The organism is Methylobacterium mesophilicum, assembly GCF_022179445.1.
Taxonomy (GTDB): Bacteria; Pseudomonadota; Alphaproteobacteria; order Rhizobiales; family Beijerinckiaceae; genus Methylobacterium; species Methylobacterium mesophilicum.
The window spans coordinates 102959-119186 of the sequence record NZ_BPQU01000015.1 but is presented as its reverse complement, the minus strand read 5'-3'; the positions used below and the strand labels follow the sequence as shown (position 1 = coordinate 119186).

17 protein-coding genes are annotated in these 16228 nt (G+C 70.6%); 5 read left to right on the top strand and 12 right to left on the bottom strand.

Annotated features, from left to right (window positions below; translation table 11 throughout):
• Positions 1–5: 5 nt before the first annotated feature.
• Positions 6–497: an RT0821/Lpp0805 family surface protein gene (locus MFF40_RS16395; RefSeq protein ID WP_283206109.1), complete on the bottom strand. Its 492-nt coding sequence runs from the start codon at positions 495–497 to the stop codon at positions 6–8.
• 93 nt (positions 498–590) lie between these two features.
• Here MFF40_RS16395 and pdxH point away from each other — a divergent pair, with 93 nt between their 5' ends.
• Positions 591–1232: a pyridoxamine 5'-phosphate oxidase gene (gene pdxH, locus MFF40_RS16390; protein ID WP_238261387.1), complete on the top strand. Its 642-nt coding sequence runs from the start codon at positions 591–593 to the stop codon at positions 1230–1232.
• 198 nt (positions 1233–1430) lie between these two features.
• Here pdxH and MFF40_RS16385 read toward each other — a convergent pair whose 3' ends face one another.
• Complete coding sequence (locus tag MFF40_RS16385; RefSeq protein ID WP_147856255.1) at positions 1431–2132, bottom strand: 50S ribosomal protein L25/general stress protein Ctc; 702 nt, start codon at positions 2130–2132, stop codon at positions 1431–1433.
• 401 nt (positions 2133–2533) lie between these two features.
• Between MFF40_RS16385 and MFF40_RS16380 the strand changes: the two genes are divergently transcribed.
• The gene (locus MFF40_RS16380) at positions 2534–2791 is read left to right on the top strand and encodes a type II toxin-antitoxin system ParD family antitoxin (protein WP_238261385.1); all 258 of its coding nucleotides are present in this window, start codon (positions 2534–2536) and stop codon (positions 2789–2791) included.
• 288 nt (positions 2792–3079) lie between these two features.
• Here the strand turns inward: MFF40_RS16380 and MFF40_RS16375 are convergent, their stop codons facing one another.
• The 7 genes from MFF40_RS16375 to MFF40_RS16345 all read right to left on the bottom strand — a co-directional run bounded on the left by MFF40_RS16375 (position 3080) and on the right by MFF40_RS16345 (position 10889).
• Positions 3080–3973, bottom strand: coding sequence for an ABC transporter permease (locus tag MFF40_RS16375; protein ID WP_238261383.1), 894 nt, complete (start codon positions 3971–3973; stop codon positions 3080–3082).
• A 2-nt stretch (positions 3974–3975) separates the two neighbouring features.
• Positions 3976–4908, bottom strand: coding sequence for an ABC transporter permease (locus tag MFF40_RS16370; protein WP_238261380.1), 933 nt, complete (start codon positions 4906–4908; stop codon positions 3976–3978).
• Positions 4909–5149: 241 nt separating this feature from the next.
• Positions 5150–6412, bottom strand: coding sequence for an ABC transporter substrate-binding protein (locus MFF40_RS16365; protein ID WP_238261378.1), 1263 nt, complete (start codon positions 6410–6412; stop codon positions 5150–5152).
• A gap of 16 nt (positions 6413–6428) precedes the next feature.
• Entirely contained in the window at positions 6429–7424 is a 996-nt protein-coding gene (locus MFF40_RS16360; protein WP_147899352.1) for an ABC transporter ATP-binding protein, read from the bottom strand.
• 266 nt (positions 7425–7690) lie between these two features.
• Positions 7691–9118 carry a dihydropyrimidinase gene (hydA, locus tag MFF40_RS16355; RefSeq protein ID WP_238261376.1) on the bottom strand — a complete coding sequence of 476 codons (1428 nt, stop codon included), beginning with the start codon at positions 9116–9118 and terminating at the stop codon, positions 7691–7693.
• A 206-nt stretch (positions 9119–9324) separates the two neighbouring features.
• A complete protein-coding gene (locus MFF40_RS16350) occupies positions 9325–10332 on the bottom strand; it encodes a GlxA family transcriptional regulator (protein ID WP_238261374.1) in 1008 nt (335 codons plus the stop codon).
• Positions 10329–10889 carry an isochorismatase family protein gene (locus MFF40_RS16345; RefSeq protein ID WP_147857705.1) on the bottom strand — a complete coding sequence of 187 codons (561 nt, stop codon included), beginning with the start codon at positions 10887–10889 and terminating at the stop codon, positions 10329–10331. The genes MFF40_RS16350 and MFF40_RS16345 overlap by 4 nt, the downstream gene beginning before the upstream one ends.
• Positions 10890–11003: 114 nt before the next feature.
• Between MFF40_RS16345 and MFF40_RS16340 the strand changes: the two genes are divergently transcribed.
• From MFF40_RS16340 to MFF40_RS29075, 3 genes are all read left to right on the top strand, one after another.
• Positions 11004–11714 (top strand): Sir2 family NAD-dependent protein deacetylase, encoded by a 711-nt coding sequence (locus MFF40_RS16340; RefSeq protein ID WP_238261372.1) that lies wholly within the window; start codon positions 11004–11006, stop codon positions 11712–11714.
• 219 nt (positions 11715–11933) lie between these two features.
• Positions 11934–12158 (top strand): hypothetical protein, encoded by a 225-nt coding sequence (locus MFF40_RS16335; protein ID WP_147854742.1) that lies wholly within the window; start codon positions 11934–11936, stop codon positions 12156–12158.
• 417 nt (positions 12159–12575) lie between these two features.
• Entirely contained in the window at positions 12576–12866 is a 291-nt protein-coding gene (locus MFF40_RS29075; protein ID WP_378997221.1) for a DUF1194 domain-containing protein, read from the top strand.
• Between the two features lie 12 nt (positions 12867–12878).
• Here MFF40_RS29075 and MFF40_RS16325 read toward each other — a convergent pair whose 3' ends face one another.
• The 3 genes from MFF40_RS16325 to MFF40_RS16315 all read right to left on the bottom strand — a co-directional run bounded on the left by MFF40_RS16325 (position 12879) and on the right by MFF40_RS16315 (position 16165).
• On the bottom strand, positions 12879–13277 hold the full coding sequence (locus tag MFF40_RS16325; RefSeq protein WP_238261409.1) for a hypothetical protein: 399 nt from the start codon (positions 13275–13277) through the stop codon (positions 12879–12881).
• A gap of 75 nt (positions 13278–13352) precedes the next feature.
• On the bottom strand, positions 13353–15689 hold the full coding sequence (locus MFF40_RS16320; protein ID WP_238261370.1) for a xanthine dehydrogenase family protein molybdopterin-binding subunit: 2337 nt from the start codon (positions 15687–15689) through the stop codon (positions 13353–13355).
• Positions 15686–16165, bottom strand: a complete 480-nt coding sequence (locus MFF40_RS16315) for a (2Fe-2S)-binding protein (protein ID WP_147854740.1) — start codon at positions 16163–16165, stop codon at positions 15686–15688. The genes MFF40_RS16320 and MFF40_RS16315 overlap by 4 nt, the downstream gene beginning before the upstream one ends.
• Positions 16166–16228 lie beyond the last annotated feature (63 nt).

The following is a 16228-nucleotide window of genomic DNA, read 5'->3' as shown; positions in this document are numbered from 1 at the left end:
GCGCGTCAGGATCGCTCCGACCCGGCGGACCGGACCCGCTTGAGCGTCCAATGGCCGCCGGACGGCTTGCAGCCGGTGCCGCGCACGAAGCGGCTGCGGCCCGGGCCGATCACCGAGGCCAGGAAGTTGCGACAGATCAGGTCGTCGGCCACGTAAGGCAGGCCGGTCGGGTTGACCGCGCCGTGCAGCCCGGTCTCCGGGTTGTCCCACTTCACCGGCCGGCCGTTGCCCTGCGGATCGAGGGCGACCGACAGCGCCGCGCGGGCGCGCCGCCAATCCTCCTCGCCGAGGTCGCTGCCGAAGCTAGCGGGCCGTTTCTCGATGCTGCCGGTGACCACGGGCTCCTCGGCGACGGGCGGGTTCGCCGCAGCGGGCTCGCCGCGGAACACCAGCAGCGGCTGGCTGCAGCTGCACAGGAGCATCGCCAGCGACACGACCGTCATCGCCACAGGGGCGCGCAACCGTCGGCTTGGCTCTTTACACGCGCATCGCCGCATTACACCTGACTCACGACGGGCTATCCGCTCGACCGAACATGCCGATGTCGGTGGCCCCCTCAGGCCCTGGACGCGGCAGGCAGGAGTCTTGCCGTGGATCAGTTAAGGACCGATGACCCGAGCGCCGGCGCGGTTGCCCCGACCTCGGACTTTACCCTCAGCGACGACCCCGTCGCGCTGTTCGACGCCTGGATGCGCGAGGCCCAGGCCGCCGAGCCGGAGGACCCGAACGCCATGGCGCTGGCCACCGCGGGGTCGGACGGGCTGCCCGACGTGCGCATGGTGCTGCTGAAGGGCTTCGATGCGCACGGCTTCGTGTTCTACACCAACCTCCAATCCGCCAAGGGCGAGGAGCTGGCTCAGAACCCGCAGGCCGCCCTGGTGCTGCACTGGAAGAGCCTGCGCCGGCAGGTCCGCGCCCGGGGGCCGGTCTCGCCGGTGACGCCGGCGGAGGCCGACGCCTATTTCGAGAGCCGCCGCCGGGAGAGCCGGCTCGGCGCCATCGCCAGCCGGCAATCGCGCCCCCTCGTCGATCGCGCCACGCTGATGGCCGAGGTGCAGGACCTCGCCGCCCGCTACGAGGACGGTCCGATCCCCCGGCCGGAGCACTGGACCGGCTTCCGCATCGCCCCGGTGTCGCTCGAGTTCTGGCAGAACGGCGATTTCCGCCTGCACGACCGGGTCCGGTTCACCCGCGCGGGTGACGGCTGGAGCCGCGCGCGACTGTATCCGTAGGACAGTCCCGGTTTCAAAAGGTCCGAGACCTTTTGCGGGTCCAGGGCAGAGCCCTGGTCCATCGGGGCTCTGCCCCGATACCCCGCCAAAGGGCTGAGCCCTTTGGAAACCCATGGACTTGGCGATGAGCCTCCCCGGAAACGAAGAGAGCCCCGGCGGGGACCGGGGCTCTCGACGCGACGTGGATTGCGACGGGGCTCAGGCCTCCTCGCCGTCCTTCTTCTCGGCGTCCTCGGCCTCTTCCTCGGCCTTCTCCTCAGCAGCCTTCTCCTCGGCGGCCTCGGCGGACTGCGCCTCGGCGATCGCGGCCTCCTCGGCCTCGACCTCGGCGCCCAGCACGGTCGGCGGCACGATGTTGGCCACCGGATCGGTGGGCTCGCCCGTGTGGGTGCCGGCCGGGATCTTGACGTCGGAGACGTGGATCACGTCGCCGATCTCGCGACCGGTCAGGTCGACCTCGATCGCGTCCGGGATCTGGTCCGGGGCGACCTCGAGGGTCAGGGTGTGGGCGACGATGTTGAGGGTGCCGCCGAGCTTCTTGATGCCGGGGGCCGCGTCCTCGTTGATGAAGTGCACCGGCACCTCGACGGTCACGGTCTGACCGGAGACGACGCGCAGGAAGTCGACGTGCAGCGGGACGCCGGAGACCGGGTCGAGCTGGAAGTCGCGCGGGATCGCCCGGACGGTCTTGCCGCCGGCCTTGATCTCGAACAGCGTGGTCTTGAACCCGCCGGCGTAGATCAGGGTGCGGGCGCGGACGAGGTCGATGGCGATGGATTGCGGCGGCTGGCCGCCTCCGTACACGACGGCGGGAACTTGACCCTGGCGACGAACGGCCCGGGCGGCCCCCTTGCCGACCCGGTCGCGTGCCACGGCCTCAAGCGTCTTGACTGCGCTCATGGCGTGATCCTTCAAATGCTGGCTGGACCCGGAAAACGGAAAAAGCCGCCCGACGCGGACGGCTGTGACCTTCCCGGTGCGCCCCTGCCTCCAAGGGTGTCGGAGGGCGCGCGGTGCGCATACACGGATGGGGGCGGATTGGCAATGTTTGGCGCGCTGTCGCTCGCACCTTGGCAGCATCGCGGGTCGGCATGCCCGAGGCCGATTGGCGGTCTCACCGGTGATCCGGTTGGATCGGTCGGTACGCATTCCGCGCCGTCATCGCGAGCGCAGCGAAGCGACCCAGGGGCACGCTACGATCTGGGAGCGCGCGCTGCACTGGGTTGCTTCGCTGCGCTCGCAATGACGGTGAAGCGCTCTGCCGACCCGTCGAGCCGTACGATATCGAGAGGACGCGATTGATGCGCACGCGCAAGCCCATCACCCCCGGCGATCCGCAGGTGGGCGCCGAGACTCTCGCTGAATCTGATTGCTCTTCCAACGTCAGCGCGGTGCCTCGGGTGCTCGACCGTGAGGACGCGGTGCTCGATGTCCTCCTCCGGCTGACGGTGCAGGAGGCGCTGGACGATCCCCGGCCGGCGATTCCTGCCGTTGAAGTCTTCGCCGCGTTGCGCGCCCACCACGCCGAGCGGATGAAAGCTGCCAAGCTTGACGCGTGATGGTCGCAGATGCTGGCTCCATGAAAACTGACTTGCAGAGCGTCGCCATGCGCGCACCGCTCCTTTTCCCGGGCGCATGCAGCGTCAGCGGAATGCGACCCGGGACCCAGGACAGGACGACGCGAAGCGTCCCTTCGCGGCAACGCTGCTTCTCGATGGTGCCGCTGCGCGGCACATGGCGTGCTGGGTCCCGGATCGCCGTCCACTAACGTTCCAGGCGTCCGGGCCAGGCGTCCGGGAAAGGGCCGCGCTTCAACCGGCAACAGACCGCCCGTCCAACCGCCCCCCTTACGGCCGCAGCCCTGCGAGCGCCCGCCGGGCCCGGCGCCGCTGCAGCCACACGGTCAAACCGAGCGCGGTGCCGATCACCAGGGCGGAGAACGCCGTCGTGGTGGTGCCGAGCGCGTAGATCTCCGGGGTCGTCACCGTGGTGGTCAGGCCCTGAAGCTCCAACGGCAGGGTGTTGCGGCCGCCGATCGCCTGGCTGGTGCGCGCGAGTTCGTCGAAGGACAGGGTGAAGCCGAACAGGGCGACGCCGACCAGGGCCGGGGCCAGGATCGGCACCACCACGTGCCGCAGGGTCTGCGCCCCGGTGGCGCCGAGGTCGCGGGCGGCCTCCTCGTAGGCGGGGCTGAACCGGTTGAACACCGCGAACATGATCAGCAGCCCGAAGGGCAGCGTCCAGGTCAGGTGCGCGCCCAAAGCCGACGTGAAGAGGCCCATGAACGTGCCGTGGTCCTGCAGGACTCCCCAGCCGGTGGCGTCCGCCAGCGCCTTGACCGCGTCGTCCAGCAGCCGGAACTCCAGCCCGATCCCGAGGGAGACCACGATCGAGGGCACGATCAGGCTCGACACCGCCAGGGCGAAGACCAGCCCGGCGCCGGCGAACCCCTTGCGGAACGCGAGCCCGGCATAGAACGCCAGGGTCACGGTGAGCGCCATCACCACCAGCCCGAGCATCAGCGAGCGCCGCAGCGCCGCCCAGATGTCGACGACCCCCACCCCCTCCCACAGCTTGGCGAACCAGTGGGTCGAGACCCCGTTCATCGGGAAGGTCAGGCCGCCGGACGGGCCCTGGAAGCTCAAGGCGAGGATCGTCAGCGTCGGCCCGTACAGGAACAGGACGTAGAGGCAGAAAATCCCGGCGAGCCCGTAGAAGGCGAAGCCGCGCGGCCGGTCCATCTTCAGAGTTCCCTGCGCAGGTCGATCATCCGGGTGAGCCCGAGGATCATCAGAAGCACGGCGGCGAGCAGCACCACCGCGTTGGCGGCGGCGGCCGGGAATTGCAGGTAGGCCATCTGCACCTGGATCACCTTGCCCACGCTGGCGATCTGCTGGCCGCCCATCATGCCGACCGTGACGAAGTCGCCCATCACCAGCGTGACCACGAAGATCGACCCGATGGCGATGCCGGGCTTGGTCAGCGGCAGCACCACGTTCCACAGGGTCTGGAACCCGGACGCGCCGCAATCCCGCGCCGCCTCGATCAGCGACCGGTCGATCCGCGCCAGGCTGTTGAAGATCGGCACGATCATGAACACCGTGTCGAGGTGCACGAAGGCCAGCACCACCGCGAAGTCGGAATAGAGCAGGCCCTCGATCGGCGCCTTGATCAGCCCGAGGCTGCGCAGCGTGTCGTTGACCAGGCCGTTGCGGCCGAGCAGCGGGATCCACGAGATCATGCGGATCACGTTCGAGGTCCAGAACGGGATCGTGCAGAGCAGGAACAGGCCCATCCGCACCGTGTCCGAGCGGACGTGGAACGCCAGGAAGTAGGCGATGGAGAAGCCCAGCGGCAGGGTGATCGCCAGGGTCAGGGCGACGAATTTCAGCGTCGAGAGATAGGTGCGGACGGTGGTGCAGAGGTCGGCCGACAGGCAGCCGTCGAACAGGTCGGCGTAGTTCTGCAGGGTCAGCGCCGGGGTGATCGCGTACTCGTTGTACTCCCAGAACGAGACGACGGCGGTGAGCAGCAGCGGCACCACCAGGAAGACCAGGAACACCAGGGCCAGCGGCGCCGCCTGGAGATAGGCGAGGCTGCGACGGCGCCGCCGGGGGGCGACCGCAGTCGGGGCGGCGGCGGTCTCGCCGGTGCGGGGGAGGGCGAGGTCGTTCACCGGATCGCCCTCGATCCACGCGCCTCTCCCTCCCCCCTCTGCGGGGGAAGGTACCCTGCGCAGCAGGGGGGGAGAGGGGCGGCGCGACGGTTCTGGGTTTCACGCCCGTCGCGACTTTTCCGGATACGGCGCTCCCCTCTCCCGACCCGCTTCGCGGGCCACCCTCCCCCGCAGAGGGGGGAGGGGGCCGGCTCTCGGGCAAGCCCGAGAGCCGGGGCGGAGAAGGGGCCAGGCACGGCGCTCACGCGGCGATGAACTCGTTCCACTTGCGCACCATGTAGGTGTTCTCGTCCATCACGGCGTTCCAGCAGGCGACCGAGCCCATGCGCTGGTCGAAGGAGCCGCCGTCGCGGGTGGCGCCGGCCTTCTCGATCAGGGTGCCGTCCGGGCCCAGGATGTCCTTCTCGGCGGGCTTGCCCTCCATCCAGAACGCCCACTCGTAGGGCTGCATGTGCGCCTGCGCGGTCTCCAGCACCGCGGAATAATAGCCCTGGCGGTTGAGGTAGGCCCCGGCCCACCCCGACAGGAACCAGTTGATGAACTCGTAGGCCGCGTCGAGCTTCCGGCCGCTCAGGGTCTTCGGGATGCCGAAGCCCTGGGCCCAGGCGCGGTAGCCCTCCTTGAGGGGCTGGTAGGTGCACGGCACGCCCTGCGCCCGCACCTTGGTGACGGCGGGCGACCACATCGACTGGATCACCGTCTCGCCGGACGCCATCAGGTTCACGGATTCGTTGAAGTCCTGCCAGAAGGCCCGGAACTGGCCGGCGCGCTTGGCCTCGATCAGCACCTTGATGGTGCGGTCGATCTCGGGCTTCGTCATGTTGCCCTTGTCGCCGTAGGTGTAGTCGCCGGTGGCCTCCACCACCATGGCGGCGTCCATGATGCCGATGGACGGGATGTTCAGGATCGACGCCTTGCCCTTGAACTCGGGGTTGAGCAGATCCTTCCAGCTCTCCACCGGCCGCTTGATCAGGTCGGGCCGGATGCCCAGCGTGTCGGCGTTGTAGGTGGTTGGGATCAGGGTCAGCCACTCGGTCGGCGCGGACGCGAAGGTCTTGGCGGCCTGGCCCTCGAGGTAGAACACCTTCTTGGGCGCGGTGCCCTGGTCGCCGATCCGCTTGCCGGCCACCTCGCCCTTGGTGAACACCGAGGAAATCTGGTCGGCGAGCTTGATCCGCTTGGCGTCCAGGCCGCCGAGGTTGCCCGACGGGATGATCTTCTTGAGGCTGAAATACTCGGTGTCGACCAGGTCGAAGGAGTTCGGCTGGGTGACCACCCGCTTGGTCACCTCGTCGGTCACCACCGGTATGTATTCGAGGGTGATGCCCAGATCCTCCTTCACCTTCCGGGCGATGTCGGCGGACTGGCTCACCGCGGTGCCGAGGTAGCGCAGGGTCACGGGCTCGGCCGCGTGCACGGCCGGGAAGCCGGTCACCGGCGTCGCCGCCAGGGCCGCGGCCCCTTTCAGGAGCGTGCGCCGGCTCGGCTTCGAGAACGGGTCCATATTCGTCTCCAAAGGTCTACGCGTCGAGGCGGTGGGCTGCGGCTTCGTCCCAGCCGACCGGGATCGTGTCGCCCGGCCGGAGCGGGCGGGCCGCGAAGGCGGCATCGCTGAGCACGGCGGTCAGGGCGGCCGAGCTGTCGGGCGCCCGCTCCAGCCCGTCGGCGTCGAGCCCGACATGGACGCTGGTGCCCTGGTACTCGACCGCGACCACCCGGGCCGGCAGCGCCTGCGGGCCGGCCTCGGCGCCCAGCCGCATCCGGTCGGCCCGCACCGCGATCATCCCGTCGGGCAGGCGGATCACGTTGTGGCCGCCGATGAACCGGGCCACGAAGGCGGTGGCCGGCCGCTCGAACACGGTGCGCGGGTCGGCGGCCTGCTCGATCCGGCCGGCATTCATCACCACCACGAGGTCGGAGAGCGCCATCGCCTCCTCCTGGCTGTGGGTGACGTGGATGAAGGTCAGCCCGAGCTCGGTCTGGATCCGCTTCAGCTCGACCCGCATCCGCACCCGCAGGAACGGGTCGAGCGCCGAGAGCGGCTCGTCCAAGAGCAGCACCTTCGGGCCGGTGACGAGGGCCCGGGCGAGCGCGACGCGCTGCTGCTGCCCGCCCGAGAGCTGGGCCGGCAGGCGCCCGGCGAGGTGGCCCATCTGCACGAGATCGAGCATCGCCATCGCCTTGGCCCGGCGCTCGGCCTTGCCGACGCCGCGCATCCGCAGGCTGAAGGCGACGTTGTCCCGCGCGTCGAGATGCGGGAACAGGGCGTAGCTCTGGAACATCATGGCGGTGCCGCGCTCGGCCGGCGTCGCGTCGCCCACCGCCTTCGGGCCGATCACCACGTCGCCGGCGCTGGCGCGCTCATGGCCGCCGATCATCCGCAGCGTCGTGGTCTTGCCGCAGCCGGAGGGGCCGAGCAGGCAGCAATAGGCCCCGGACGGCACCTTCAGGTCGACGGCATCGACCGCGGTCGCCGCGCCGTAGCGCTTGGTCAGGCCGATCAGCTCGACATTCATGCGAGGCTCCCCCGGCTGCGGCTACAGGCGGCACATGGTTGAGGCACCTTCGCGCGCGAAGCCCGCGACGTGCCCCCTCTCCCGTGCGGGAGAGGGCTGGGGTGAGGGAACAGGTCCATCCAGAGACGTCGCATCCCTCACCCTGTCCCTCTCCCGCTCGGGAGAGGGGACCAATGCCCGATCCGGCCGAGGATATGTCCGCGGCCTTGATCCAGCCTGGTCACCCCCAGCCTCGAACCGGGGAGCAAGGGCCGGGCCAGGGGCCGTCAGGCGCCCCGCCGCTCCGCCGGATCGACCGCCCGGTCGAGCACCCGGCCGCGGCCCGGCTCGGACAGGACCTTGCCGTCCTCGGCGATCACCTGGCCGCCCGCGATCGTCATCACGGGCCAGCCTGTGACCGCAAAGCCCTCCCAGGGGGTGTAGTCGGAGCCGTGGTGCAGGATCTCCTGGCGGATCGTCTCGCGCTTGTTCGGGTCCCACAGGGTGAGGTCCGCGTCGAAGCCCGGGGCGATCGAACCTTTTCGTGGATACAGGCCGTAGAGCTTGGCGTGGTTCGTGGCGGTGAGCGCGACGAACTGGTTGAGGCTGATCCGCCCCTTCGAGACGCCTTCGGAGAAGAACACCGGCAGCCTTGTCTCGACCCCCGGGATGCCGTTCGGGATCCAGCGGAACGAGGATTTGCCGCGCGGGTTCAGCTTGCCCTGCGGGTCGTCGTAGCGGAACGGCGAGTGGTCCGACGAGACCACGTCGAAGATCCCGCGTTGTATGCCGGACCAGACCGCCTCCTGGCTGGCCTCGTCCCGGGGCGGCGGCGAGCAGACGTATTTCGCGCCCGCCATCGGGTCGTCGAGCCCGAGCCCCTTCATGTGCTCGGCCGTCAGGGTCAGGTATTGCGGGCAGGTCTCGGCCCGGATCTTCAACCCCCGCGCCTGAGCCCAGGCGATCTGCTCGGTGGCCTCGCGGCCCGAGACGTGGACGATCACGATCGGCAGGTCGATCAGCTCGGCATGGCTGATCGCCCGGTGGGCCGCCTCGCGCTCGACCACCTCGGGCCGGGACAGGGCGTGGCCGTAGGGCGTCGTCTCGCCCGCCCGCTCCAGGCGGTCGCTGAGATAGCGGATCGCGTCGTAGCCCTCGGCGTGGACCATCACCCGGGCGCCCTGCCGCCGCGCGACGTGGAACACGTCCAGCAGCTGGCGGTCGTTCAGGACCAGGTCGTCGTAGGTCATGAACACCTTGAACGAGGTGTAGCCGTCGGCCACCAGCGCCGGCAGCTCCTGGCCGAGCACCGCCTCGCTCGGGTCCGAGACGATCATGTGGATCGCCACGTCGACGTGGCACTGGCCCTCGGCCTTGGCGCGATAGGCGTCGACCGCCCCGCGCAGCGAGCCGCCCCGGGGCTGGACTGCGAACGGCATCACGCAGGTGTTGCCCCCGGCCGCCGCCGCCCGGGTGGCGCTGGCGAAGTCGTCCGCCATGACGATGCCGGGGCCGGGGTCCTGGGCGATGTGGACATGGCTGTCGATGCCGCCGGGCAGGACCAGCAAGCCGGAGGCGTCGATCACCCGGGCGGCGTCGGCGATGCCCTCGGCCACAGCCACGATCCGCCCGCCGCGCACGCCGACATCCGCCCGCACCGTGTCGCTCGCCGTGACCACCGTGCCGCCCCGGATGGCGAGGTCGTATTCGGGCATGGTGCGCTCTCCTCCGCGCCCGCGGGCGCCTGTCGGGACGGGCGGATGCATCGTCCGCGCCGATTCGAACGACGCGAGGAGGGCACAGCCGTCCGGCGGGGTCCAGAGTGCGCACGTCATGGGTTCCCAAAGGGCTCAGCCCTTTGGCAGGGGTTCGGGGGCGGAGCCCCTGAGAGACCAGGGCTCTGCCCTGGACCCAAGAAAGGTCACGGACCTTTCGAAACCGGGACTTGGGTTCGGAGTGTCGAGGGGGCGGCTTCGTGGAAGAGGCGCCAGACGCGACGCATGTGGCGGGCGGAGCCGAAGCCCGCGCGGTCGGCGACCTGCTCCAGGGCGAGGTCGGTCTGGGCGATCAGGTCCCGGGCCAGCGCGATCCGGGCGTGGTTCACGGCATCTGTCACGGTCATGCCGGCGTGGAGCCGGAACAGCCGGGCGAGGTTGCGCGGGCTCGCCCCGGCGAGGCGGCCCAAGATCTCGGGGGACCAGTCCCGGCCGGGCTCGGCCGCGATCGCGTCCTGGGCGCGGTGCACCAGCGGATGCAGATGGCTGCGGCCTTCGAGCCAGGGCGAGAGCTGCGGGTCGTCGGGCCCGCGCCGCATGTAGACGACCAGGGTCCGGGCCGCCGCCAGCGCCGCGGCCGGGCCGGCCCAGTCGGCGACGAGGTGGAGCATCAGGTCGACGCCCGCCGTGACGCCGGCGCTGCTGAACCGGTCCCGGTCCTGCACGAACAGCCGGTTTTCCAGAACCCGCGCCCGGGGCGCCAGGGCGGCGAGCCGCGCGCAGCTGGCGTGATGGGTGGTGCAGGCATAGCCGTCGAACAGCCCGGCCCGGGCGGCCATCAGCGTGCCCTCGCACACCGTGACCAGGGTGTGGCCCGGCCGGACCGCGCCGCGCAGCCAGTCGACGATCCGTGCCTCGGCGGCCGCGTCGTCCGGATCGGCTTCGCGGCCGAGCACCCGGGACGAAGCGCCGGGCAGGAGCACCACGGTACCCGGCGCGATCGCCTCCGGCAGCGGCTCGGCGCCGCTCAGGGCCAGCCCGATCGAGCAGCGGGTGTACGGATCCGGCGCCACGTAGCGGACCGCGAAGGCGACCCGCTCCTGCACCGCCCCGGCGATCCGCAGCACCTCGACCGGGCCGGCGAGATCGAGCAGCAGGGTGCGCGGCGGCAGGACCACCAGGACCGGGATGCTGCGCCGCGCTGCCTCGCTCATGCGGCGACCGGCAGGTCCCGGCCGGCGAGCGCCTGCGCCACCGTGGCGATGCGGGCGAAGCGGTCCACCAGGACCAGCTCGGTGCGGGCCTTGATGTCGTCCGCCTCGAACCGGCGGCCGTCAGGATGGGTCATCGCGAAGGTCAGCGTCGCCTCGGTGACGTAATCCACCTGCCAGCCGCTGTCGGAGGCGTGCCGGGTGGTGGTCTCGCAGCATTGCTCGGTGCGGATCCCCGACACGATCAGCCGGCGGATGCCGTGCTGCGTCAGCCAGCCCGCAAGACCCGTATCGACCAGCGCGCTGTGCCGGCGCTTGTGGAACACGGCCGTCGGCGCGATCACGATGGGCTCGAGGGTGCGGACATGGCCGGACTCGACCGAAAACGGACCCGTCTCCGCGACGTGGAACACCTGCAGCACCGGAATCCGGCGGGCGGCCGCGCCGTCGATGAGGGTCTGCAGGCGTTCGGTGAAGAGCGGCACGTCCGCCGCGCTCCAGAACGGCCGGTGACGGAAGGATTCCTGGACGTCGATGACCAGCAGCGCAACAGCGGACATTTCGTGTCTCCCACTCGGTAAAGCGAGCGGCAGGATCGCGCTCTGGCCACACGGGCGAAAGAAACCGCGCAGCCAACAAGCGGACATATCCGGCCATTCCATGGAGAACGCCGCATGAGCACGCCCAAAAACATCTTCGTGCTGACCGGAGCCGGCGTGTCGGCCGAGAGCGGGCTGGGCACGTTCCGCGACCGCGGCGGGATCTGGGCGCGGTTCGACCCGATGCGGCTCGCCACCCCGGAGGCCTATGCCGCCGATCCCGACACGGTGCTCGACTTCTACGACCATCGCCGCCGGGGCGTGGTCGCGGCCGCGCCCAACGCGGCGCATGTGGCCCTGGCCGAGGCCGAGGCGCGGCTCGCCGCGCGGGGCGGGCGCCTGTTCCTGTGCACGCAGAACGTCGACGACCTGCACGAGCGGGCGGGTTCGCGCGCGGTGGTCCACATGCACGGCGAGCTGCTGAAGGCCCGCTGCACCGCCTGCGGGGCGGTCACGCCCTGGCGCGACGACCTGAACCGGGCCTCGTCCTGCCCGGCCTGCGGGACGGTCGGCCGGATGCGGCCGGACGTGGTCTGGTTCGGCGAGATGCCGATGCATCTCGATGCCATTGAGGATGCGCTCGCCGCGGCCGACCTGTTCGTGGCCGTGGGCACCTCGGGGGCGGTCTACCCGGCGGCCGGCTACGTGCGGCAGGCCCGGGCGCTGACGATTCCGACCTGCGAAATCAACCTGGACCCCTCGGACAATGCCGACGCGTTCGACGACGCGCGCTACGGGCCGGCGAGCACGGTCCTGCCCCGCTACCTGGCCGATCTCGGCCTGTGACCGCCCCGGCGGCCGCAACGCGTTGCCGGCGAACGGCTTTTCGATTCGCCGCCGGGTTTCCCCGGCGAGGACCAAAATCTTAAATGATGCGAATCACATCCGCGCGAGCTGTCAAGAACTGTTCGGGTCGTTACCCACCGGTTACAACGGCCAAGCTCGGGTTCGGCGTCGCGGCCCGCCCGGGCGTTCGTTGAAGCCACAAGGGGAAGACGAAGACCCATGCAGCACTTCACCGTAACCGACCGCGAGCGTGACACCGTCCTGGCGGCTTTGCGCTATTACCAGTTCTACCGGATGCAGGGACATCCGTTCGACCCCCGCCAGGACCACCTGATCGACACCATCGCGGGCCGGGCCGGAGACGCCCTCGACCTCGCTGAGATCGACGATCTCTGCGCCGGCCTGAACGGCAACCCGCACGCGCTCGCCGCCGCGGCCGCCTGAGGCCGCATCGCGGGGCGGATCTCGTACCGCCCCGACTTCCCCCGGCCGCCGAGCCGCCGGGACCGGGGATCGACCCCTCCGAGATGAGCGAAGCCGCCGCCGGAGCCGGACGATCCCCGATCGAACCCTGATGCTCACACATCTCAGAGTGAGGGGCGGGTCCGCTGTCGAGTGCGGGCTATGATGTTTCACCCATCGTCTTCCGGGAGGGGCGACGTGCCCCCTCTCCCGAGCGGGAGAGGGCTGGGGTGAGGGATCAGGTCCATCCGGAGACGTCGCATCCCTCACCCCGCCCCTCTCCCGCACGGGAGAGGGGACCCGCGCTACATCCGGTAGCCCGCGCGAAGGGAGGGGGAATGCCCGTGTGGTGTCCGCACCGCCTTCACCCCATCCCCCGGAAGGCCGATTTCACCGGCTTTGAAAGCATGCCCTAACGGATCCGCGGCGGCCCTCCGCCCGGGGAGAGCCGGGACCGTCGATGGCGAGAGCGCGGACGGGTTCGGGTCGGCTCCGGGTGTTGGGCATGGTCGGCGCGCTGAGCCTCAGCTCGGGGCCGGCCCTACGGACCGGACCACCCTGGAGCACTGGTACCGCGCCCACGTCCTCGGCGGCCCGGGCGCGTTCCTGTTGGCGGACGCCGGCTACGGCGATTTCTCCCGGGCGCTGCGCCGGAAATTCGTGATCGCGATCAGCGCCCTAGGGCGGTAGCCCGGCGACGCCTCAGGGCGCCTTCTTCAGCTGACCCTCGGCCCGGGCCACGCCGGCCTCGCAGGCTTTCGCGTCGCCCTTGGAATCGGCGGTGCGCGCCTCGTCCAACGCGACCTTGGCCTGCTGGGCGGCGTCCGCGCCCTCGCCGGCCTGGGCCGACTTCTCCGGGGGGGCCTGCGGGGATTCGTTGGCGCGCTGGCCCTCGGTGCCGGTCACGCCCTCGCCGCCGCGCTTGGCGGCGTTGCCCTGGCCGCTGGTGGAAGCCGAGATCGAGGCGGTCGCCTCCGCGGTGACACGCTTCGACAGGGCGTCGATCTTGTCCGAGCAGGGCGAGGCGAGGACCGGGGCCGCCATCAGGACCAGGGCCAGGGGCACCGTGACGGAAACCGTGAAGGCGGCGGGACGCATCATCGTGTCGAACTCTTTCATGGCGGGGGGCCGGGGATCAGGTCCCCGGTCCCCCAACGCATCGCGGTGGAATGCGGTTCAGGCGCTGAGCTGGTCGCGGATCGGCAATTGCCGCACGCGCCGGCCGGTGGCCGCGAAGACCGCGTTGGCGATGGCGGGCGCCACCGGCGGCACGCCGGGTTCGCCGACGCCGCCGAGCGGGCCGTCGTAGGAGCCGGTCGGCACCAGGTGCACGCGGACCACCTTCGGGGCGGCGTCGATCCGGATGATCTCGTAGCCGTCGAAGTTGTTCTGCACGGCCCGGCCCTGCTTGAAGGTGATCTCGGAGGTGAGGGCGAGCCCCATCCCCATGACCACGGCGCCCTCCATCTGCGACCGGATGCGCTCCGGGTTCACCTGCGGCCCGCAATCGACCGCGATGTCGATGGCGTGGACCTTCACCTGGCCCTTGTCGTCGACCTCCACCTCAGCCGCCACCGACGTGTAGGTGACGAAGCTGTAGTGGCCGGCGATGCCGAGGCCGCGGCCCTTGGGCATCTGCCGTCCCCAGCCGGCGCCCTTGGCCGCCGCCTCGATCACGCCGCGCAGGCGGCCGGTGTCGATCGGGTAGAGCTTCGGGTCCTCGCCGTGGTTCCAGACGTCGCCGATGGAGGTCGGGTCGATTGTCCGGGCCGGGCCGATCAGGTCCAGCAGGTACTCCTTCGGGTCGCGGCCGGCGGTATGCGCCAGCTCCGACACGAAGGACTGGATCGCGAAGGCGTGCGGGATGTTCGAGACCGAGCGGAACCAGCCGATCCGGACGTGGGCGGCGGCCTCCGGGTTCTCCATCCGGGCGTTGGGCAGGTTGAACGGCGTGTTCACCAGACCCATCCCGAGCTCGAACGGCAGCTCGTGCTTCGGATCGGGGGCGAAGATCGAGCCGATCGTCGGCGCCACCGAGCGGTGCAGCCACGCCACCGGCATGCCCTTGTCGTCGAGGCCGGCCTCCAGGCGCTCCACCGAGATCGTGTGGTAGTAGCCGTGGTGGATGTCGTCCTCGCGGGTCCAGGCGAGCTTGACCGGCGCGCCGTCCACCGCCAGCGAGCACAGGGCGGCCTCGACCACGTAATCCGGCTTGGACTTGCGCCCGAAGCCGCCGCCGAGCAGCGTGACGTTCACCTTGACCTTGTCGTCGGGCAGCTTGAGCGCCTTCATCAGGCGGTCGTTGGCGGCCTGCGGACCCTGGGTGCAGGCCCAGGCCTCGCAGAACCCGTCCTTGACCCGGGCCACGGCGGCCGGGGGCTCCATCGGGGCCTGGACCAAGTGGGGCACGAAGTATTCGGCCTCGAGCTTGGTCTTGGCCTTGGCCATCGCGCCGTCGACGTCGCCCTGGTTGCGCACCACCTTGCCGGGCTTGCGCGCGGCGGCCTCGAGCTCCTTGCGGAACACGTCGGTGTCGTAGCCGGCGTTCGGACCGTCATCCCAGGTGATCTTCAGCGCGTCGCGCGCCTTCAGGGCGGCCCAGGTGTTCTTGGCGACCACGGCGACGCCGCCGAGCGGCATGAACTCGCTCGGGATCTCGCCGCCGTCGATCTTGAAGATCTTGACGACGCCCGGGACCTTCTTGGCCTCGCTGTCGTCGTAGGACGCGACCTTGCCGCCGTAGACCGCCGGGCGGGCGACAACAGCGTACAGCATCCCGTCGAGCTTGGTGTCGAGGCCGTAGACGGCCCGGCCCGTGGTGATGTCAAAGTTGTCGATCAGCCCGATCTTGCCGGTGCCGATGTACCGGAAATCCTTCGGGTCCTTCAGCGGGACGTTCGTGGGCACCGGCAGCTCGGAGGCCGCCTGCGCCACGGCGCCGTAGCCGAGGCTGCGCTTCGACTTGGCGTGCGTGAGGGTGTGGTTGGACGCCGTCACCTCGGAGGCCGGCACGCCCCATTGCTTGGCCGCGGCCTCGATCAGCATCAGCCGCGCGGCGGCGCCGGCATGGCGGAAATGCTGGAAGAAGTGGCGCAGCGAGCGCGAGCCGTCGGTGTCCTGGTTGCCGAAGCGCGCCTCGTCGCCCCAGGCCTGGACCACCTTCACCTTCGGCCAATCGGCCTCCAGCTCGTCGGCGACGGTGAGCGCCACGGAGGTGCGCACGCCCTGGCCCATGTCGGAGCGGTGGTTGGTCACCGTGACGGTGCCGTCCGGAGCGATCGCCACGAAGACCTTCGGGTCGTCGCGCCAGCCGTGCGGCATGCCGTCGGCGCCGAATTTCTGGGCCTTCTGCTCGGCGGTCTGGCCCTCGTCGGCGCGGGCGTCGCGCAGGGACAGGGCGAGCACAAGGGCGCCGGCGCCGCCGAGGATGCCGCGGCGGCTGACATTGGCGAGGACCGGCTTGGCGGTCGGTTGAGCGGCCAGTTCGGCCATCATCTGGGCGTCATGAATCACAGGCGCTCTCCCTTGCCGGCGGGCGCCGTCTGGCCGGCGGCCTGATGGATCGCCGCGCGGATGCGCGGATAGGTGCCGCAACGGCAGATGTTGCCGCTCATCGTGTCGTCGATGTCCTGCTCGGACGGCTTGGGCGTGTCCTTGAGCAGGGCTGCGGCCTGCATGATCTGGCCGCACTGGCAGTAGCCGCACTGGGCGACGTTGAGGTCGCGCCAGGCCACCTGCACCGGGTGGTTGCCGTCGGGCGACAGCCCCTCGATGGTCACGACCTCCTGGCCGGCGGCCGCCGAGACCGGGGTGATGCAGGCGCGGGTCGCCGCGCCGCCGAGATGGATCGTGCAGGCGCCGCACAGCGACACGCCACAGCCGAACTTGGTGCCGGTGAGCCCGAGTTCGTCGCGCAGGTACCACAGCAGCGGCATGTCGGGGTCGCCGTCGAAGCTGCGCGCAGCCCCGTTCACGGTGAGTTTGATCATCGATGCGTCCTGTCTGGCAGCGCCGGAGCGGCGTCCCCTCGGGTCCGAGCCGGGTCGGAGGCG